At 65.5% G+C, this 20588-nt stretch carries 18 protein-coding genes and 1 tRNA gene; 10 read left to right on the top strand and 9 right to left on the bottom strand.

What is annotated here, in order from left to right:
* Positions 1-47 precede the first annotated feature (47 nt).
* Positions 48-123, top strand: a tRNA-Thr gene (locus ACFW0B_RS21990).
* Between the two features lie 136 nt (positions 124-259).
* Here the strand turns inward: ACFW0B_RS21990 and ACFW0B_RS21985 are convergent.
* The 9 genes from ACFW0B_RS21985 to ACFW0B_RS21945 all read right to left on the bottom strand — a co-directional run bounded on the left by ACFW0B_RS21985 (position 260) and on the right by ACFW0B_RS21945 (position 10103).
* Positions 260-1234 carry a Bug family tripartite tricarboxylate transporter substrate binding protein gene (locus tag ACFW0B_RS21985; RefSeq protein ID WP_449151100.1) on the bottom strand — a complete coding sequence of 325 codons (975 nt, stop codon included), beginning with the start codon at positions 1232-1234 and terminating at the stop codon, positions 260-262.
* An 18-nt stretch (positions 1235-1252) separates the two neighbouring features.
* Positions 1253-2227 carry a Bug family tripartite tricarboxylate transporter substrate binding protein gene (locus ACFW0B_RS21980; protein WP_449151099.1) on the bottom strand — a complete coding sequence of 325 codons (975 nt, stop codon included), beginning with the start codon at positions 2225-2227 and terminating at the stop codon, positions 1253-1255.
* Between the two features lie 107 nt (positions 2228-2334).
* The gene (locus ACFW0B_RS21975) at positions 2335-3840 is read right to left on the bottom strand and encodes a tripartite tricarboxylate transporter permease (protein ID WP_449151098.1); all 1506 of its coding nucleotides are present in this window, start codon (positions 3838-3840) and stop codon (positions 2335-2337) included.
* A gap of 10 nt (positions 3841-3850) precedes the next feature.
* Positions 3851-4345, bottom strand: coding sequence for a tripartite tricarboxylate transporter TctB family protein (locus ACFW0B_RS21970; RefSeq protein ID WP_449151096.1), 495 nt, complete (start codon positions 4343-4345; stop codon positions 3851-3853).
* 177 nt (positions 4346-4522) lie between these two features.
* A complete protein-coding gene (locus ACFW0B_RS21965) occupies positions 4523-5698 on the bottom strand; it encodes an acyl-CoA dehydrogenase family protein (protein WP_449151095.1) in 1176 nt (391 codons plus the stop codon).
* Positions 5695-6774, bottom strand: coding sequence for an LLM class flavin-dependent oxidoreductase (locus tag ACFW0B_RS21960; RefSeq protein ID WP_449151094.1), 1080 nt, complete (start codon positions 6772-6774; stop codon positions 5695-5697). Before ACFW0B_RS21960 ends, ACFW0B_RS21965 begins: the two co-directional genes overlap by 4 nt.
* A 16-nt stretch (positions 6775-6790) precedes the next feature.
* The gene (locus ACFW0B_RS21955; RefSeq protein WP_449151093.1) at positions 6791-7735 is read right to left on the bottom strand and encodes an ABC transporter substrate-binding protein; all 945 of its coding nucleotides are present in this window, start codon (positions 7733-7735) and stop codon (positions 6791-6793) included.
* A 17-nt stretch (positions 7736-7752) separates the two neighbouring features.
* Positions 7753-8817: an LLM class flavin-dependent oxidoreductase gene (locus tag ACFW0B_RS21950; protein ID WP_449151133.1), complete on the bottom strand. Its 1065-nt coding sequence runs from the start codon at positions 8815-8817 to the stop codon at positions 7753-7755.
* Positions 8818-9215: 398 nt separating this feature from the next.
* The gene (locus ACFW0B_RS21945; protein WP_449151092.1) at positions 9216-10103 is read right to left on the bottom strand and encodes a LysR family transcriptional regulator; all 888 of its coding nucleotides are present in this window, start codon (positions 10101-10103) and stop codon (positions 9216-9218) included.
* A 91-nt stretch (positions 10104-10194) separates the two neighbouring features.
* Between ACFW0B_RS21945 and ACFW0B_RS21940 the strand changes: the two genes are divergently transcribed.
* From ACFW0B_RS21940 to ACFW0B_RS21900, 9 genes are all read left to right on the top strand, one after another.
* Positions 10195-10797, top strand: a complete 603-nt coding sequence (locus ACFW0B_RS21940) for a cysteine dioxygenase family protein (RefSeq protein WP_449151091.1) — start codon at positions 10195-10197, stop codon at positions 10795-10797.
* On the top strand, positions 10794-12377 hold the full coding sequence (locus tag ACFW0B_RS21935) for a rhodanese-related sulfurtransferase (protein ID WP_449151089.1): 1584 nt from the start codon (positions 10794-10796) through the stop codon (positions 12375-12377). The genes ACFW0B_RS21940 and ACFW0B_RS21935 overlap by 4 nt, the downstream gene beginning before the upstream one ends.
* A gap of 245 nt (positions 12378-12622) precedes the next feature.
* Positions 12623-13687, top strand: a complete 1065-nt coding sequence (gene rfbB / locus ACFW0B_RS21930) for a dTDP-glucose 4,6-dehydratase (protein WP_449151088.1) — start codon at positions 12623-12625, stop codon at positions 13685-13687.
* Complete coding sequence (gene rfbA, locus ACFW0B_RS21925) at positions 13684-14556, top strand: glucose-1-phosphate thymidylyltransferase RfbA (protein WP_449151087.1); 873 nt, start codon at positions 13684-13686, stop codon at positions 14554-14556. Before rfbB ends, rfbA begins: the two co-directional genes overlap by 4 nt.
* Positions 14553-15098: a dTDP-4-dehydrorhamnose 3,5-epimerase gene (rfbC, locus tag ACFW0B_RS21920; protein WP_449151086.1), complete on the top strand. Its 546-nt coding sequence runs from the start codon at positions 14553-14555 to the stop codon at positions 15096-15098. Before rfbA ends, rfbC begins: the two co-directional genes overlap by 4 nt.
* A complete protein-coding gene (rfbD, locus tag ACFW0B_RS21915) occupies positions 15095-16006 on the top strand; it encodes a dTDP-4-dehydrorhamnose reductase (RefSeq protein WP_449151085.1) in 912 nt (303 codons plus the stop codon). The genes rfbC and rfbD overlap by 4 nt, the downstream gene beginning before the upstream one ends.
* 293 nt (positions 16007-16299) lie before the next feature.
* Positions 16300-18111: a sensor histidine kinase gene (locus ACFW0B_RS21910; protein WP_449151084.1), complete on the top strand. Its 1812-nt coding sequence runs from the start codon at positions 16300-16302 to the stop codon at positions 18109-18111.
* Positions 18108-19481, top strand: coding sequence for a sigma-54-dependent transcriptional regulator (locus tag ACFW0B_RS21905; RefSeq protein ID WP_449151083.1), 1374 nt, complete (start codon positions 18108-18110; stop codon positions 19479-19481). Before ACFW0B_RS21910 ends, ACFW0B_RS21905 begins: the two co-directional genes overlap by 4 nt.
* Before the next feature lie 758 nt (positions 19482-20239).
* Positions 20240-20588, top strand: a 349-nt coding sequence (locus ACFW0B_RS21900) for an amino acid permease (RefSeq protein WP_459251728.1), incomplete at its 3' end; no start/stop codon positions are given.

The raw sequence follows: 20588 nt of genomic DNA, 5'->3' as shown, positions 1-20588 counted from the left end.
GAAGAGGTTTACTCGCTGCACTCAATCGCTATAATGGCGGCCCTTCCGCCGGTATAGCTCAGCTGGTAGAGCAACTGACTTGTAATCAGTAGGTCCCGGGTTCGACTCCTGGTGCCGGCACCATGAATACGAAGGCCCCGCAGCGATGCGGGGCCTTTTTCGTTTTCAGGGGTTCTGCTCCCTGTTGAGAGATGCCGGGTAGCGCACCGCGCCTATGAATCGCCAGCTGCAACCTCAACAGGCGGGCGCAAAGCGCAGATCATTCGATCTGCGCACCGGAGGCTTTGGCCACCTCGCCCCAGCGCCGGCGATCATCGCGAATGATCTGGGCGAATGCCTCGGGGCTGGTGTATTCGACGGTGATGCCGTTCCGGCTGAACTGCGTGGCCGTCTGCTGCGACTTGGCGATCGTCTCGATTTCCTGGTTGAGGCGCTCGACGATGGCCTGCGGGGTGTCGGCCGGCAGGACGATGCCGAACCAGCCGGCGGTTTCCATGCCTGGCAGACCGGCTTCCGCGGCGGTCGGCACGTCCGGCAGCAGCGGCGAGCGCTGAGCACTGGCCAGAGCCAGGCCGCGCACCTTGCCGGCCTGAATTTGCGGGGCAAGGATGGTCAGGGTATCCACTGCCACGTCTACTTCACCCCCCAGCAGCGCGGTCACGGCCGGCGCACTGCCCTTGTAAGGCACGTGCAGCAGGTCGACGCCAGCCAGGCTCTTGAACAGCTCGCCGGACAGATGGCACAGCGTGCCGTTACCGCAGGAGGAATAGCTGATCGTGCCCGGCCTGGCCTTGGCGGCGGCAATCAGCTGCTGAAGGTCCTTGGCCTCGACATTGCCGTTGACGGCGATGACGTTGGGGATCGAGCCCACCACGGAAACCGGGGCAAAGGATTTCTCCGGGTCGAAGCGCAGGTTATCCACAAGGTTCGGCAGCACGGCCAACTGCCCGGAAGTGGCCAGCGACAGCGTGTAGCCGTCCGGCTTGGCCTTGGCGGCAGCTTCGGCGGCGATGGCGGTGCCGGCACCCGGCTTGTTGTCCACCACCACCGGCTGGCCGAGGGCGCTGGAAAGCTGCTCGGCGTAATAGCGGCCGATGGTGTCGGCACCGCCGCCCGGCGGGAACGGCACGATCAGGGTAAGCGGTTTGCTTGGCCATTCGGCCGCCCAGGAGGCGCTGCAGGCCAGCATCAGGGTGCCGAAGGTCAGACGGCGGAGGAAAGCAGGCAGAGTCATGTTGATCGTTCCTCGCGGTCAGTCGAAGGTGATATGGGATTTGGCGACGACTTCGGCGTACTTGGCCGAGTCGCTGCGTACCTGTTCGGCAAAGGCCTGCGCCGTGGACGGCCAGGCCACCAGGCCCTGGGTTGCCAGCTTCTCCTGCACCCGCGGCGAGGCGGCGGCCTTGGCGACTTCGGCATTGAGGCGTTCGACCACGGCTTCCGGCGTAGCAGCCGGTGCGCTGAGGCCAAACCAGGAGGTGACCTCGAAGCCTGGATAACCCAGTTCGGCGACGGTGGGCACGTCCGGCAGCAACGGCGAGCGCTGTGCCGAGGCGATGGCGAGTCCCTTGAGTTTGCCGGCCTGGATTTGCGGCGCGAGGATGGTCAGGGTGTCCACCGCCACGTCGACGTTGCCGCCGAGCACCGCAGTCACCGCCGGCGCACTGCCCTTGAACGGCACGTGCAGCAGGTCGGTGCCGGTGGTCAGGCGCAGGTACTCGCCGGCCAGGTGGACGATGGTGCCGCTGCCGCTGGAGGAGTAGGACAGCTCGCCCGGCTTGCCCTTGGCCAGCTCGACCAGTTGCGGCAGCGTCTGCGCCTCGACCTTTTCGCCGGCGGCGACCACCAGCCCGGTGTAGGCCAGAAGCGATACCGGGGCGAAGGATTTCTGCGGATCGAACTTGAGGTTGTCGACGATGTGCGGCAGCACGGTCAGCTGGCCGGTTGGCACCAGCGACAGGGTGTAGCCGTCGAGCTTGCTGGCGGCGACGAACTCGGCGGCGATGGCAGTGCCGGCGCCCGGGCGGTTGTCCACCAGCACACTCTGACCGAGCGACTCGCTCAGGGCATCAGCGTAGATGCGCGCCACGGTGTCGGCGGCGCCGCCCGGAGGATACGGCACGACGATCTTCAGCGCCTGGCTTGGCCATTCAGCGGCACCGACCACCAGGGAGGCGGACAGCGTGGTCAGCGCCAGCAGGCGCCTGAGGAAGAGTTTTGCAGACATGGTGTGGGTTTCCTTGTGGTTCACGAGGGCAGAAAAACCCTGACTGCCGTGAGCGGAACCGTTGGCGGCACCGTGATCCGGGTAGGTCCGGGGAGATACGAAAGTGGTCAGTTCTCTTCGCTGAAGGCCACCTTGCGTGTGGCGCGCAGGCGCGGCAGACACATGATCAGGATCAGCCCCGCGGCGAGCAGCAGCAGGGTCAGGCTCAGCGGCCGAGTGAAGAACACGCTGGGATCGCCACGCGACAGCAGCATGGCGCGACGCAGGTTCTCCTCCATCATCGGGCCGAGGATGAAACCCAGCAGCAGCGGCGCCGGCTCGCAACGCAGCTTCACCAGCAGGTAGCCGAGCAGTCCGAACAGGACGGTGAGCAGCACGTCGAACAGGCGGTTGTTGACGCTGTATACGCCGATGCAGCAGAACAGCAGGATCGCCGGGTACAGCAGGCGATACGGCACCGACAGCAGCTTCACCCAGATGCCTACCAGCGGCAGGTTGAGCAACAGCAGCAGCAGGTTGCCCACCCACATGCTGACGATCAGCCCCCAGAACAGCTCGGGACGCTCGGTGATCACCTGTGGGCCGGGGACGATGCCGTGGATCATCATCGCGCCGACCATCAGCGCCATCACCGCATTGGACGGCAGGCCCATCACCAGCAGCGGAATGAAGGAGGTCTGCGCGCCGGCATTGTTGGCCGCCTCCGGGCCGGCGACGCCTTCGATGGCGCCCTTGCCGAAGCGTTCCGGCTCCCTGGCCAGGCGCTTCTCCATCATGTAGGCAGCGAACGAACTGAGCATCGCTCCGCCACCAGGCAGGATGCCCAGCACCGAGCCGATCCCGGCCCCGCGCAGCACCGGCTTCCAGGAGCGGCGGTAATCGTCGCGCGTCGGCAGGATGCGCCCCAGGCGCCCCCGCAACGGCGGACGCGATTCATCGCGCTCCAGGTTGGCGATGATCTCGCCGATACCGAAGATGCCCATGGAGATCACCACGAAGTCGATGCCGTCGGCCAGTTGCGGCAGGCCGAAGGTGAAGCGCTCCTCTCCCGAATTGACATCCACGCCGACCATACCCAGCAGCAGGCCGAGCAACGTCATGGCCAGGGCCTTGAACAGGTCGCCATGGGCCAGCACCACGGCGGCGACCATGCCCAGCAACATCAGCGAGAAATACTCGGCCGGGCCAAAGCGCAGGGCGAATTCCGACAACGGCGCCGAAGCCGCTGCCACCAGCAGGATGGCCAGGCTACCTGCCACGAACGAGCCGATGGCGGCCATACCCAGCGCGGCCCCCGCCCTGCCCTGGCGCGCCATGGCGTGGCCGTCGAGGCAGGTCACCACCGAGGATGATTCGCCCGGCAGGTTGACCAGGATCGCCGTGGTCGAGCCGCCGTACTGGGCGCCGTAGTAGATTCCCGAAAGCATGATCAGCGCGGCCGAAGGCGGCAGGCCATAGGTGATCGGCAACAGCATGGCGATGGTCGCCACTGGCCCCAGGCCCGGCAGCACGCCGACCAGAGTGCCGAGGGTCACGCCGATCAGGCAGTAGAGCAGGTTGTGCCAGGTCAGCGCGGCGTCGATGCCGATGGCGAGACTGGCCAGCAGATCCATTCAATGCACCTCAGACCGGCAGCACGGGAAGCTGCAGGCCAAGCCCCCAGGCGAACACCAGCACGCCGAAACCGGACAGCGCCACACCGAGACTGGCGAGCTCTGCAATACGCGCCTGCCGACGGGCATAACCGCTGAGCAGGGTCAGCACCAGCGTCGCCAGCAGCAGTCCGAACACCGGCACCAGAAAGGCAAAGGCCAGTACACCCGCGGTGACGAAAAGCGCCGGGCGCAAGGCGAACATCTGACCCAGCGAATCACGCTCGGTGACCTTGAACGACAGGCTGCGCAGCAGTACCACAGCGCCGAGCAGCACCAGCACGACACTGACCAACAGCGGGAAATAGCCCGCGCCCATACGCATGGCGGTGCCCAGCGGATAGCTCACGGCAATTGCGCCGCCAGCCGCGCCGAAGACGATGAACAGCGCGCCGGCAATGGCATCGCGCGGGTCGCGGATCTGCAGGCCGCCAGGTACGACCTGGGAAGTTGTTGCGGATGACATCAGGGCCTCCGAGGCCCCGATTGCGGGGCCGGTTGTCACATTCGTGAAACCTGCTCCGCTGGTGCGGTTGCAGAGAAAATCTGTCGAGCTGCGCGGTGAAGCAGCGGTCGGCGGCCGGATCACGCTTCATTGATCCACCATCTGGTGGATGCAAAGAGCGGCATCCACCCTACGCGCTTACCCCTTCACCAGCCCGAACGCCGTCCGGCCCGCCAGTACCAGCGCACTGTCACGCTGCGGCGTATGCACCCGCCCACACAACACATTGCGGTAATACCGCTGCAGAGGGTGGTGCAGCGACAAGCCATGGTTGCCGGTCAGCTCCAACGCTCTTTCCACCACGGCGACCGCGTTCTCGGTCACCGCCACCTTGGTCAGACCCGCCTCCTGACTGGTCAGCGGCAGGCTGCTCAAGGCATCCAGTTGCAGACGATTGGCAAGCAGCAGCCCCTCGATCTGGCCGACCGTTTCCTGCACACGCGGCAGGCTCGACAGCGGCGCGCCGAGGCTGGCCGGCGTGCGCTCGGCCAGCCAGTGCACCAGCCAGTCGCGGGCGGCGCGGGCAGCACCGTCGTAGATGGCGCCGAGCAAGGTCGCCATGCCACGGTTGAAATCGGCCAGGGCCGGCGCATTGATCGCCGGCGGCTGGTCGACCGGATAGACGTCCACCGCATGCTCCAGTGGCAGGCGCACGTTCTCGAAGATCACCTCATGGCTGCCGGTGGCACGCATGCCCAGGTGATCCCAGCTCTCGACGATGCGGATGCCAGGCGTGTCGCGGTGCACCAGCCAGGTACCCACCAGCGGCACCGGATCATCGCTGCGCGCCCACACCGCCAACCAGGTCAGCCCCGGAATGCCGGTGGTGTAGAGCTTGTGGCCGTCGAGAATCCAGCCATCGGCCTGGCGTTTGGCGACGGTTTGCGGCAAGCCGCCACGTGCCGGCGAACCCAGCTCGGGCTCCACGCGCAGGCTGTTGATCAGCGCGCCCTCTTCCACGGCTTCGCGGATCACCCGGCGCTTGAGCGCTTCCGGCCAGTTGGCGTTATCCGCCAGGCGCCGGTGAAACAGATACTGCATGCACAGCACCAGCGCCGTGGACGGCTCGCCCTTGGCCACTGCGCCAACCACCCGGCGCAACTGCGCCAGATCGGCACCGCCGCCACCGGCACGCGCCTCGCAGGCCAGGCCGAGCAGGCCGTACTGACGCAGCCGGGCCAGATTGTCGTGCGGGAAAGCTCCGTCGCGGTCGAGCTGTTCGGCGCCCTCGCCCATCTCAAGGCTCAGACGCTGTAGAAAGGCGTCGTCGAGCAGCGGCTGGCGCGGGCGCTCGGCCAGGTGGTGCAGGTTCATGCGGCGGCCTGCTTCTGACGCTCGGCCACCTTGGCACGGGTCAGCGGCAGCAGCTCGCGGCCATACTCGATGGCGTCCTCGAGCGGATCGAAACCACGAATCAGGAAGGTGGTGACACCCAGGTCGTAGTAGTCGAGGAAGGCCTCGGCCACCTGCTCCGGAGTGCCCACCAGCGCCGTCGAGTTGTGCGCACCGCCGACCACCTTGGCGATGCCGGTCCACAGCCGTTTGTCCACCCGCTCGCCCTTGGCCACGGTTTCGCGCAGGCGCTGGGCGCCGACGCTCTCGGGCTTGTTCGGCAGCACTGCGCCGGATCGCTCCAGGCGCTCACGGGCGCGCTGCAGGATATCGTCGGCCTTGGCCCAGGCGGCCTCTTCGGTAGCCGCGACGATGGGACGGAACGACACGCTGAACTTTACCTCTCGGCCATGCCGGGCGGCCTCGGCGCGCACTTTCTCGATGGTCTCGCGGGTCTGCTCCAGCGACTCGCCCCACAGCGCGTAGACATCGGCATGCTCCCCGGCAACCTTCACGGCTGCCGGCGACGAGCCACCGAAATAGATCGGCAGCTGCGCCTGCTGCGGCTTGATCGCGGAGAACGCCTGCTCGGCGCGGTAGTGCTCGCCCTGATGATCGAACGGCTCGGCGCTGTTCCACACCTGCTTGATCACCCGCAGGAATTCATCGGTGCGTGCATAGCGTTGGTCGTGGTCGAGCCAATCGCCATCCTTGCGTTGCTCGGCGTCGCTGCCGCCACTGATCACATGCAGGGCCAGGCGCCCGTCGAGCAGATGATCGAGGCTGGCGAGCTTGCGTGCCGCCAGGGTCGGTGCGACGAAACCGGGGCGATGAGCCAGCAGGAAGTTGATGCGCGAGGTGGACAGCCCGGCCAGCGCGGTGACCATGAAGCCGTCCGGCTGATCCGACCAGTGCCCGACCAGCAGGCGGTCGAAACCGGCTTCCTCGTGCACCTGGGCGCTGCGCACGATGTAGTTCTTGTCGAACACCGGACCTTGCGGGGCGATGATCTCCGAGGACAGGCGGTGGCCGATCATGCCGATGAATTGAATGCTCATTGAAGGCTCCCGATGGTTATTCGAATGACTGGCTGAAGGAGGTGTCGACGACGGCGCTGGTGTCGAACTTCTTCGCCAGCGCGCCGGTTTCGACGAGGAAGTCGGCGGTTTCCTGGTAGTCGCGCGCTGCCTGTTCGTCCACCGGGCCGACGGTCATGTTGGCCTGGCCGATCCAGTGGCGAGAGACGTTCTGGTCGAGGTTGGCCTTCTTCGCCCAGAGGTCGGCGTAGGTTTCCTTGTTCGCCTCGACCCAGGCACGCGCCTTCTTCAGGCGACCGAGGAAGTCGGCGATGGCGGCGCGCTTGGGCTCGATGGACTCGGCGTTGGCAGCGATGCTGGAAAGGCCGGGCATCAGGCCGCGGGCGGTGATGATCGGTTTGGCCTGGGAGAACACCACCTGCTGGGAAATGTAGGGCTCCCACACCGGGAAGGCGTCCACGCTGCCACGCGGGAAAGCCGCGGCGGCATCGATGGGCATCAGTTTCACGAACTCGACATAGTCATGCGGCAGGCCGGCCTTCTCCAGTGCGCGCAGGGTCAGCTGCTGGCTCCAGGCACCCGGCCAGTAGGCGACCTTCTTGCCCTTGAGGTCTTCGATGCTCTTGGCGGCAGAGTCCTTGTGCACCAGCAGCGCGATGGTGTCCGGGTTCTGCCGCGACACGCCGATCAGCTTGACCGGCGCGCCCTTTGCGGCGAGGAACAGGAAGCCCGAATCACCGAGGAAACCCAGGTCGAGCGCGCCGACCTCCAGGCCTTCGGCCACCGGCGCAGCGGACTGGAAGTGTTTCCAGTCGACGGTGTACGGGGCACCTTCGAGCACACCGGACGCCTCGATGGAGGCGCGCACGTTGTAGTAGTTCTGGTCGCCGATGCGCAGCACCGTGGGGTCGGCGGCATGTGCCAGAGGCGCGGCGATAGCGACGGCAGCAAGGCTGCGGCGGAACAGGCGAAGCAGTTTCATGGGGCAATCTCCAGAGGTCAGCCGGCCCGGCGCTGTTGCAGGGAGGCGATATGTTCACGAATCGCCGGGATCAGGCCTCGGCCATAGAGTTCGGCATCGTCCAGCGGATCGAAGCCACGAATCAGGAAGGTCGAGGCGCCGTGCTGCCAGTAGCGGCCAAGCGACACCGCAACCTGCTCGGCAGTGCCGACCAGCGCGGTGCAGTTCCACTGCGCACCCGTCAGGCTCGCGACCCCGGTCCACAGGCGCTCGTCCAGCACTTCGCCACGCTGGGCAGCAGCCAGCAGGCGCTGCGAGCCGGCGTTGGCCGGCGCGTGGCCGTTGATCGGCAGACCGAGGCGCGTGCGGTTGTCACGAATGCGTTCGAGGATCTCGGCGGCGCGTTTCCAGGCAGCTTCTTCGGTCTCCGCCACGATCGGACGAAACGACACCGATACCCGGGGGCTGCGGCCCTGCGCCTGGGCCGCGGCACGCACGCGCTGCACGTGCTCGGAAAAGTCGGCGAGCGGCTCGCCCCACAGCATGTAGGTGTCGGCATGGCGCGCGGCCACGTCGATGGCGGCAGGCGAGGAGCCACTGAAGTAGATCGGGATATGCGGTTTCTGCCGGGTCCGTACGGTCGGCAGCGCACCCTTGAAGCGGTAGTAGGTACCTTCGTGGTCGACTGGCGCGCTGGCAGTCCAGATCGCCTTGAGGGCATTGAGGTATTCGTCGGTACGGGCGTAGCGCTGGTCATGATCGAGCCAGTCGCCATCGCGCTGTTGATCGGCATCGCTGCCGCCGCTGATCACGTTGAGCGCCAGTCGGCCATTGCTGAACTGATCCAGCGTCGCCAGCTGCCGTGCGGCCAGCGGCGGCGCGATCACACCCGGCCGATAGGCCAGCAGGATGCCAAGGCGTTCGGTGGCGGCTGCAATGAACGAGCTGACCACCGCGCCTTCGGCACCATTGGAGAAGTAGCCGACCAGGGCCCGGTCGAAGCCAGCCCGTTCGTGTACCTGGGCGAAACGCCGGACGAAATCCGCGTCCACGGCCTCGCCCAACGGCTGGTCCACCTCCGCACTGGGGGTGGCGGTGATCATGCCGATGATTTCCACGCTCATGTGGCGCTCCTGCGTCGGTTATGCCAATCGCCAGCACATGAGCTTCTTTTGGTTATAAAAAGATGCTATTGGCTAACGAACTCTTATAAGGCTATCGACAAGTTTTGCAGGAGGGAAATTCAATTTAGTCATAACCTAATATGCATAATGCGCACTTATTTATTTTTTAAAATTGCGTGCTACGCATATTGAGCCAGAAGGTCTTGCGCGCGGCATGCCCGCAAAGCGGACGCTGCCTTGCGTTCACGTACGCAGGGTTGAGGAAGACGCTTGGCGTGGATGTCGCCTTTCGCATCCACCAGACGGTGGATGTATGACGCGTGATCCACCCTTGGGGAATGGCGCACCGAGAGAGCGTCAAACGATGCAGCGGACGCTCACCCCAGACGTTCGGCGATCACTTCACCGACCAGATCGACCGCGCCCTGCAGGTTGCCGACGAATGCCGCGCGCACCAGCCAGAGGTCGATCACCGGTTTGAAATCGCTGACGCTGAGCACCTCCAGGCGCTCGCGGTGGCGGCTGCCCTCCAGCAGCGGCAGCGGCACAAGGCCGAGGCCCATGCCGTTGGCCACCAGCCCCAGTTGCAGGTCAGTGCCAAAAATTTCCAGGTTGACCGACAGATTCAGCCCCTGCTCCGCCAGCGCCCGCTGCAGACCGGCACGGAAGCCACAGCCATCGGGGTTGAGCACCCAGCCCTGCGCCTGACAGTCGGCCAGCCGGCAGTTGCGCTTTGAGGAATAGCCCTTCGGCGCCACCACCACCAGATTCATGCGCGCCAGCGACTGCCCCACCAACCCGCCGGGAAACACCTTGCCAGCCGGGAACAGCGCCGCCACCGCATCCAGCTCGCCATTCTCCAGGCGCTTGAGCAGTTCGCTGCCCCAGCCGTTGGACACCTTCACCTGCAGTTCCGGGTAGGCCTCCTGCAACCGTTGCAGGGCCTCCAGCAGCAGCGTGTCACCCACCGTCTGCGGCACACCGAGGCGCAACGAACCGGAAGGCACCGCATCGCTGGCCACCAGCTCGCGCAGGGCATCGATCTCGCGCAGCACGGAGCGGCACTGTTCGTAGACCCGCAGGCCGATGGGGGTCGGCTTGAGCGGCTTGGTATTGCGATCCAGCAACTCCACGCCCAGCGCCTCCTCGAAGTTCTGCAGGCGCCGGGTGATCGCCGACTGGGTGAGCTGCAGCGATTCGGCCGCCTGGTTCAACGACTGCAGGCGAATCACCGCAACGAAGGCATCAATGTCGTCTATCTTCATTCTTAATTCGCATATTAGCTTATGAATAAATTGCATTTTTCTGATTATAGCGAGCTTGCTACCTTAGCGCCGTCTTTCACTGGAAACCATCATGAGCGCCCAACCCAACCTGCACCGATTACGCACCTTCATCGACGAACTGGCCACCCTCCTCGACCAGCAGCCCGAGGAACCCGTGGTGCTGGAGCGGGGTGCCGACCTGCTTCGGCAACTGGTCAGCCACGACGACTGGCTACCCGAAGCCTTCACCCAGCCCGATCCGCAGCGCTACCAGCAGTACCTGCTGCATGCCGATTCGCGCCAGCGTTTTTCCATCGTCAGCTTCGTCTGGGGCCCGGGCCAGCAGACCCCGGTTCATGACCACCGCGTCTGGGGCCTGATCGGCATGCTGCGCGGCGCGGAGCTGTCGCAGAACTTCACCCGCGATGCCGGCGGACTGTATCCCGAAGGCGAGGCCATCCGCCTGGAGCCCGGTCAGGTCGAAGCCGTTTCGCCGCGCATCGGCGATATACACCGGGTCAGCAACGCCTTCTCCGACCGCACCTCGATCAGCATCCACGTCTACGGCGCCAATATCGGTGCGGTACGGCGCGCCGTTTACCTGGAAGACGGCAGCGAAAAGACCTTCATTTCCGGCTACTCCAACCACCTGCTTCCCAACCTCTGGGACCTGTCCAAAGAGAACCCCGCATGAGCCAGACCGCTACCCGCTCCTTCCGCGCCATTCGCCAGTCCCTGCTCGACAGGCAGGAAGTGGCACTGATCGATGTTCGCGAAGAAGCTCCCTTCGCCGAAGAACATCCCCTGTTCGCGGCCAACATCCCGCTGTCCAAGCTGGAGCTGGAAATCTATGCGCGCGTTCCGCGCCGCGATACCGCGATCACCGTCTACGACGACGGCGAAGGACTGGCGCAAGAGGCCGTCCGGCGTCTGCTCACGCTTGGTTATGTCGACGTGGCGCTGCTCGAAGGTGGCCTGGCCGGCTGGCGCGATGCGGGCGGCGAGCTGTTTCGCGACGTCAACGTGCCAAGCAAGGCCTTTGGCGAGCTGGTCGAGAGCGTCCGTCACACCCCATCGCTGGCCGCCGAAGAGGTCAAGGCCCTGCTCGACGCGAAGGCCGATGTGGTGGTGCTCGACGCCCGTCGTTTCGACGAGTACCAGACCATGAGCATTCCCACCGGCATCAGCGTGCCGGGCGCCGAACTGGTGCTGCGTGCCCGCGAGCTGGCGCCGAACCCGGCTACCCGCATCATCGTCAATTGCGCCGGCCGTACCCGCAGCATCATCGGCACCCAGTCGCTGGTGAATGCCGGCATCCCCAACCCGGTCTCGGCGCTGCGCAACGGCACCATTGGCTGGACCCTGGCCGGCCAGCAACTGGAACACGGCCAGGCGCGTCGCTTCGGCGACGTCAGCCCGGGCAATCGGCAACTGGCCGCGCAGTCGGCTCGCGCCGTGGCGGACAAGGCCGGCGTCGGCCGCGCCACTCTCGAAGATCTGACCCGCTGGCAGGCCGAAGCCGGCCGCACCACCTACCTGTTCGATGTGCGCACCCCGGAAGAATATGAGGCCGGTCACCTGCCGGGCGCCCGTTCCACACCGGGCGGCCAGCTGGTCCAGGAAACCGATCACTTCGCCAGCGTGCGCGGCGCCCGTGTGGTGCTCAGCGACGATGACGGGGTGCGCGCCAACATGAGCGCGTCCTGGCTGGCGCAGATGGGCTGGGAGGTTCATGTGCTCGACCTGCTCGATACCGGCGCCTTCAGCGAACGCGGCGCCTGGCAGGCATCGCTGCCGCCGCTGCCGCAACCACAAGCCATCGACGCCGCCACGCTGGACAGCTGGCTGAAGGCCGGCGACACCCTGGTACTGGACTTCACCGCCAGCGCCAACCATGTCGCCCGCCACATTCCCGGAGCCTGGTGGGCACTGCGCTCGCAACTGCCGCAAGCCCTGGAGAAGCTGCCGCTGGCCGAGCGCTATGTGCTCACCTGTAGCAGCAGCCTGCTGGCGCGCTTCGTAGTCAGCGAACTGCAGGAACTGAGCGGAAAGCCGGTGTTCCTGCTCGAAGGCGGCACCGCAGCCTGGATCGCTGCCGGCCTGCCGGTGGAGTCGGGCGAGCAGCACCTGGCCGTGCCACGCAGCGACCGCTACCGCCGTCCGTACGAAGGCACCGACAATCCGCGCGAAGCCATGCAAGGGTACCTGGACTGGGAGTTCGGCCTGGTCGACCAGCTGGCACGCGACGGCACTCACCATTTCCAGGTGATCTGAACCTGTGTCCAGTCCTGAAACAGGTTTACACTTATCAGGCTAAGCGCCAGATCTCGAAACGCCCGATGCAGCGCATCGGGCGTTTTGCATTTCAGGGCCTGGTACAGGCTGAAAATCGGACTTGCTGCATATGACAACCGATCGCCAGAATCCCCGGCTATTTTGGCCATGACATCCTTCAAAGGCTTGCATCGGGCGGGCACTGCCAACAATCTGTGCGCCAGCCAAAACGTCAGGATCGACTTATGAAACTGTTTGTCACCGGCGGAGCCGGCTTCATTGGCTCAGCCCTCATTCGCCACCTGCTGACTGAAACCCGGCACGAGGTGCTGAACCTCGACAAGCTGACCTATGCCGGCAACCTCGAGTCGCTGGCCTCCGTTTCCGACAATCCGCGCTACCAGTTTCTCCAGGCGGATATCGCCGATAGCCAGGCCGTTGGCGAGGCGCTGGCCCGATTCCAGCCCGATGCGGTGATGCACCTGGCCGCCGAATCCCATGTGGACCGTTCCATCGACGGCCCGGCGGCCTTCATCCAGACCAATATCGTCGGTACCTACAGCCTGCTGGAAAGCACCCGCGCCTACTGGCTGGGCCTGGACGAGGCACGCAAGGCGGCCTTCCGTTTCCACCATATTTCCACCGACGAGGTATATGGTGACTTGCACGGTGTGGATGACCTGTTCACCGAAACCACCCCCTACGCCCCCAGTTCGCCCTATTCGGCCAGCAAGGCCGCGTCCGACCATCTGGTCCGCGCCTGGCACCGCACCTATGGCCTGCCGGTGCTGCTGACCAACTGCTCGAACAACTACGGTCCCTATCATTTCCCCGAGAAGCTGATCCCGCTGATGATCCTCAATGCCCTGGAAGGCAAGCCGCTGCCGGTCTATGGAAATGGCCAGCAGATCCGCGACTGGCTGTTCGTCGAGGACCACGCCCGCGCCCTGGTTGAAGTGGTGACGCGCGGCGAAGTCGGCGAGACCTACAACATCGGCGGGCACAACGAGCAGAAGAACCTCGACGTGGTCCGCTCGATCTGCACCCTCCTGGAAGAGCTGGCACCGCAGAAACCGGCTGGCATCGCCCGCTTCGAGGACCTGATCACCTTCGTCAAGGACCGCCCGGGACACGACCTGCGCTATGCGATCGACGCCGGCAAGATCGAGCGTGAACTAGGCTGGACACCACGGGAAACCTTCGAAACGGGTCTGCGCAAGACCGTGCAGTGGTACCTCGATAACAGGGAGTGGTGCCGCCGCGTCCAGGATGGCAGCTACCAACGCGAACGACTGGGAGCATCCGCATGAAGGGAATAGTCCTCGCCGGTGGTTCCGGCACCCGCCTCCACCCCATCACCCTGGGGGTTTCCAAGCAGCTGCTGCCGATCTACGACAAGCCGATGATCTATTACCCGATCTCGGTGCTGATGCTGGCGGGCATTCGCGAGATCCTGATCATTTCCACCCCCCAGGACCTGCCGCAGTACCGCAACCTGCTGGGTGATGGCAGCCAGTTCGGCGTTCAATTCGGCTATGCCGTGCAGCCCTCTCCGGATGGGCTGGCCCAGGCGTTCCTGATAGGCGAAGACTTCATCGGCAGCGACTCCGTTTGCCTGATCCTCGGCGACAACATCTTCCATGGCCAGCACTTCACCGAGAAGCTCAAGCGCGCCGCCCAGACGCCAACTGGCGCCACCGTTTTCGGCTATTGGGTGAAGGACCCCGAACGCTTCGGCGTGGTGGAATTCGATGACCAGGGTCGAGCGGTTTCCATCGAGGAAAAACCGGCCAGGCCCAAGTCCAGCTACGCGGTCACCGGTCTTTACTTCTATGACAACGACGTGATTGGCATCGCCAAGGCGGTGAAGCCATCCGCCCGGGGCGAGCTGGAAATCACCGACGTCAACAATGCCTACCTGCAGCGCGGCGACCTGCAGGTCGAGCGTTTCGGCCGCGGTTTCGCCTGGCTGGACACCGGCACCCACGACAGCCTGCTGGAAGCCTCCCAGTACGTGCAGACCATCGAGCATCGCCAGGGCCTGAAGGTCGCCTGCCTGGAAGAGATCGCTTTCCAGAATGGCTGGATCAGCAAAGACAAGCTGCTTGAGCAGGCGAAGGCCTTCGGCAAGACTGGCTACGGACAGTACCTGCTCAAGCTGGCTGGAGAGCATGAGTGAAAATCGTTGAGACTCGCTTGACCGATGTTCTGGTGCTGGAGCCCAAGGTCTTCGGCGATGAGCGTGGTTTTTTCTTCGAAAGCTTCAACGCCCGGACCTTTGCCGAGGCAACCGGCGAACGCCGCGACTTCGTGCAGGATAACCACTCGCGCTCACAGCGCGGTGTCCTGCGTGGCTTGCACTATCAGATCCAGCACCCGCAAGGGAAGCTGGTACGGGTCATCCAGGGTGAAGTGTTCGATGTCGCGGTGGATGTCCGCCGCAATTCACCCACTTTCGGCCGCTGGGCCGGCATCATTCTCTCCGCCGAAAACAAGCGCCAGCTCTGGGTGCCGGAAGGCTTCGCCCACGGCTTCCTGGTGCTGAGCGAAACCGCCGAGGTGCTCTACAAGACCACCGACTACTACACCCCCGAGCACGAGCGCTGCATTCGCTGGGACGATCCCGATCTCGCCATCGACTGGCCGCTGGCCGGGGCGCCGCAGCTGTCGGCCAAGGACAAGGCCGGCGTCAACTTCAAGGACGCTGACCTGTTCGCATGAAGATTCTCATCACCGGCAACAGCGGCCAGGTGGCGCAGGAACTCCAACTCGCCCTCGCTGGCAAGGCTGATGTGATTGCCCTGGGCCGTGACCGGCTCGATCTGGCCGACCCGCAGCGGATTCGCCAGCAAGTGCGCGCCTTGTCGCCCGACCTGCTGATCAACGCCGCCGCCTACACGGCGGTGGACCAGGCCGAGAACGACCGGGACGCCGCTTTCGCCGTCAACGCGACGGCGCCTGGCGTGCTCGCCGAGGAGGCGGCGGCCCTCGGCATTCCGCTGATCCACTATTCCACCGACTACGTCTTCGATGGCGCCAAGGCCGGTGCCTACAACGAGGCAGACCCGACCAACCCGCTGGGCGTCTACGGCAGCAGCAAGCTCGCCGGCGAACAGGCGATCCAGGCCGTCGGCGGGCAGTACCTGATCCTCCGCACCAGCTGGGTCTATTCGCTGCACGGGCGCAATTTCCTGCTCACCATGCAGCGCCTGCTGCAGGAGCGCGAGGAGCTGCGCGTGGTGGATGACCAGATCGGCGCGCCGACCTGGGCGGGCAGCATCGCCCGGGCCACGGTGGAACTCATCGGGCAGTGGCAGGCGGGCAATCGCCACTGGGGGGTCTATCACCTGACCAATCAGGGCGAGACGTCCTGGTTCGGTTTCGCCAGCGCCATCGGCGAGCAGCTGAAAACCGCCGGCAAGCCGTGCGGGCGCCTGGTGCCCATCCCGTCCAGCGAATACCCGACGCCGGCCAGGCGTCCGCTGAACTCCCGGCTGGACGGCCGCAAGCTGGCGCAGGACTGGCAGGTCAGCCTGCCGGACTGGCGCAGCGCCCTGGCGGAGTGCCTGCGTTGTGGGAGCGATTTCAATCGCGATTCCGGGGACGGCTACACCGTCCTTGGCGAATGAATTCGCCCCCACAGGTCGCACAGCCCACCATCCGGCAGTCGGCAGCCCGATGCAATCCGGGGACAGAGGTACCGCGAGTCCCGGTTTGCCCGTTCGTGGATGGGGCTGGCGGACTGCTTGTGGGGGCGATTTCAATCGCGATTCCGGGGACGGCTACGCCGTCCTTGGCGAATGAATTCGCCCCCACAAGTTGTTGCAAAGCCCACCATCCTGCAGGGGCGTCATGTGGTGGTTAGTCGCCCGGATGGCGCCGGTGCCATAATTCGCCTCATCGACCGGCGCACAGTGACCGCATGACAACCATTCCCACTCCCCACCGCCCACGCTGGCGCAGCCTGGTGCTGCTGGCGCTGTTGCTGGTTCCGCTGCTCTGGCCGCTGCAGCACTTCAGCGAGCGCTACTACAGCGGGTCGCTGGCCGAGCAGAACCGCCAGACCCTCGACCTCTACGTCGCCAACTTGCTGGGCACCCTGCACCGTTACGAGGTGCTGCCGCCCATCCTCGCCGACCTGCCGCCACTGCGTGAGTTGCTTGCCTCACCCGACAGTGCGGCCCTGCAGGCCGAGGCCAACCGCGTACTGGCACAGGTCCGTAAGGACACCGGGGCCGACGTGATCTACCTGATGAGCCCCGCCGGCCTCACCCTGACCTCGTCGAACTGGGACCAGCCCGACAGTTTCGTCGGCCGCAACTTCATCTTCCGCCCGTACTTCCGCGAAGCCCTGGCCGGCAAGCAGGGGCGCTTCTTCGGCCTGGGCACCACCTCGCGCAAGCGCGGTTACTTCTTCGCAAGTCCCGTGAGGGACGCGGGACGGATCGTCGGCATCCTGGTGGTGAAGGTGGACCTGGACGACGCCGAGACGCTTTGGGGCAAAACCCCGGAACAGCTGATGGTGACCGACGCCAATGGCGTGGTGATCATCTCCTCGCGCAGCGACTGGCGCTTCCGCGCCACCCGGCCCCTGGACAACGCCGAACGCGCTGCCATCGTCGCCAACCAGCCCTATCCGACGCAATCGCCAACGCCGCTCACCCTCGACCAGAACGACTGGCTGATCCAGAGCCGCGAGCTCCAGGAAACCGGCCTGACCGCCAGCATCCTCGCGCCCCGCCAGCTGGTGGACCGCCAGGTGAACACCGCCGTCGCCATCGGCGGCGCCGCCCTGCTGGCCCTCTTGCTGCTGCTCGGCCTGCTGATGCAACGCCGTCGTCACTATCTCGACCGCATTGCCCTCGACGCCCGCGCCCGCCGCGAGCTGGAGATGCGCGTGCAGGAACGCACCCAGGACCTCGAGGCCCTGAACAGCCGGCTGAAGGACGAAGTGCTGGAGCGTGAGCAGGCCCAGCAGGAACTGGTACGTGCCCAGGACGAGCTGGTGCAGGCCAGCAAACTCTCTGCCCTGGGCACCATGTCCGCGAGCATCAGCCACGAGCTGAACCAGCCTCTGGCGGCGATCCGCAGCTATGCCGACAACGCCGGTGTGCTGCTCGACCACGAGCGCTTCGACGACGCCCGCGGCAATCTGCGCCAGATCAGCGAGCTGACCGGCCGCATGGCCTCGATCATCGCCCACCTGCGCGCCTTCGCCCGCCGCGACCGCCATGCGCCGGAAAGCGTCGCTCTGCAGCCGGCCCTGGAGGACGCCCTGGCCCTGGTGGCCAAGCGCCGACGCGCGATGGAGGTCGAACTGATCCGCGACCTGCCGGACGCGCCGCTCTGGGTCCAGGCCGGTGAAACCCGCCTGCGCCAGGTACTCGGCAACCTGCTCGCCAACGCCCTCGATGCCCTGAAGGAAAAACCCCAGCCACGCCGCATCTGGCTGAGCGCAGAAACCACCGCGGACGGCGTCGACCTGCGCCTGCGCGACAATGGCCCCGGCTTCTCCGAGGAAGCCCTGCGCCATGCCCGCGAACCCTTCTTCACCACCAAGACCAGCGCCCAGGGCCTGGGCCTAGGCCTGGCCATCTGCGATAGCCTGATGCGCGCCCTGGGTGGCGAACTGCAGCTCGCCAACCACCCCGAGGGCGGCGCCCTGCTCACCCTGCGCCTGCGCAACGCCGCCCCCGGCGTCATCCCACAGCCCCCCGAGGACCTCTCTGCATGACCAACGCCCTTGATGCCCGCACCCAGGTGCTGCTGATCGACGACGATCCACACCTGCGCCAGGCCCTCAGCCAGACCCTCGACCTGGCCGGCCTCAAGGTGCTGGCCCTGGGCGACGCCCAGGGCGTGGCGGAGAAGATCGAAAAGGACTGGCCGGGCGTGGTGGTCAGTGATATCCGCATGCCCGGCATCGACGGCCTGGAGCTGCTGCGCCAGCTGCGCGAACGCGACCCTGACCTGCCGGTGCTGTTGATCACCGGCCACGGCGACGTGCCGCTGGCCGTGCAGGCCATGCGCGCCGGCGCTTACGATTTCCTGGAAAAGCCCTTCCCCAGCGACCAGTTGCTGGACAGTGTGCGCCGCGCCCTCGGCCTGCGCCGCCTGGTGCTGGAGAACCGCAGCCTGCGCCTGGCCCTGTCCGATCGCCAGCAACTCAGCGCCCGCCTGGTGGGCCAGTCGCCGGCCATGCAGCGCCTGCGCGAACAGATCGGCGCCCTGGCCGCCACCAATGCCGACGTGCTCATCCTCGGCGAAACCGGTGCCGGCAAGGAGGTGGTGGCGCGCGCCCTGCACGACCTATCGGCGCGCCGCGATGGCCCCTTCGTCGCCATCAACGCCGGAGCCCTGGCCGAATCGGTGGTAGAAAGCGAGCTGTTCGGCCACGAGCAGGGTGCCTTCACCGGCGCGCAGAAGCGCCGCATCGGCAAGTTCGAGTTCGCCAATGGCGGCACCGTGTTCCTCGACGAGATCGAGAGCATGAGCCTGGACGTCCAGGTCAAGCTGCTGCGCCTGCTGCAGGAACGGGTGGTGGAGCGCCTCGGCGCCAACCAGCTGATCCCCCTGGATATCCGCGTGATCGCCGCCACCAAGGAAGACCTGCGCCAGGCAGCCGACCAGGGCCGCTTCCGCGCCGACCTCTACTACCGCCTGAACGTCGCCAGCCTGCGCATTCCGCCGCTGCGCGAGCGGGGGGAGGATGCGCTGACTCTGTTCCAGCATTTCACCGACGCGGCCTGCAGCCGGCACGGCATGGCCCCGCGCAGCCTCGACAGCAGCCAGCGGGCCCTGCTGCTGACCCATGGCTGGCCGGGCAACGTCCGCGAACTGCAGAACGCGGCGGAACGCTTCGCCCTCGGCCTGGACCTGGCCCTGGACAACACGCCGGCGAACCTGCCGAAGGTGGAAGGCGGCCTCAGCGAGCAGGTGGAAGCCTTCGAGCGTGCGCTGATCGCCGCCGAGCTGACCCGCCCCCACGGCTCGCTGCGCAGCGTGGCCGAAGCACTGGGCCTGCCGCGCAAGACGCTCTCGGACAAGCTGCGCAAGCACAACCTCAGCTTCAGTGGCGGAAATCCCGCCGACGAGCAGGAATAATCGGCAAGAACCCGCTCAGCAAGCTCCGGGGAAAACACGGAAACGCCCCTGCCAGAGGGCTTCCAGCACAGTGGCACAAGGCTTGCTCTGTCAGCGTCAATCCCTGCTTCGTGCAGGGTCAGGGGGCAAGGCTCGCAAGCGCCACGCCTCTCCCCAGGCAGGCCACAAGCCGGCCAAGGGGCCTTCCCATGATCGCCATCGGGCCCAGCCCCGGAGGCACCACCCGGCCACCCGCCAGGTGACCGAAGCCCGGCCCGGCGCCGGGCTTTTTATTGCGCGCGCGAAAGGCCTGCGTAGCCCGTATATGGACTCCTCCTCTGGCGCAAGTAGCAAGATGGGGATCAACGCGACCGTATATTCGACTTCGTACAGGGAGCCGTCGCTCCCGAGCCTAGATGGGACGTTCGCTTTCTTAAGATTCTCGCACTTAAAAACGCCTCGTTTATCGCCAAAAGCAGCGACATACATCTGTAGTTTCCTACCGAGAATATGGTGAAAAGCCTTAGGAAGTGCGGCGACGAAGTTGCAACTTGAAGGCCCGAAAAAAGCAACTAGCTTGTATTAGACGCAGCCTGGGATGGCTCGACGATTCCCTCTATCTTGCTCGCTTCGGGCGGCGATCTGCAGTAATCCCTCCCTCTCCGGCAGTAAGGAATTTGTCCGAGTAACTCATTAGCCAGCGATTGATCTGGATCAGAACGCAGTCACAGGACCACGAGCTCAATTAGCACAGTTCCTACTACGGATGGAGGTGCGCAGTGTCAGAATCTTCCGACAAACTTCGACTTGGTGCGTTAGTTGCACTTGTAGTCGGCTCGATGGTGGGCGGCGGGATCTTCTCGCTTCCCCAGAACGTTGCAGCCAGCGCCAGTGCGGGCGCGACCCTGATCGGCTGGTTGATCACCGGGGTCGGCATGCTGATGCTGGCCTTCGTCTTCCAGACCCTGGCCAACCGCAAGCCCAAGCTCGATGGCGGCGTGTATGCCTACGCCAAGGCCGGGTTCGGTGACTACATGGGCTTTTCTTCGGCCTGGGGCTACTGGATCAGCGCCTGGATCGGCAACGTCAGCTACATGGTGCTGCTGTTCAGCACCCTGGGCTTCTTCT

The sequence above is a fragment of the Metapseudomonas phytobenefica genome, assembly GCF_043392685.1.
Taxonomy (GTDB): Bacteria; Pseudomonadota; Gammaproteobacteria; order Pseudomonadales; family Pseudomonadaceae; genus Metapseudomonas.
The sequence above is the reverse complement of the archived record's forward strand: the minus strand, read 5'-3'. Positions and strand labels throughout refer to the sequence as shown.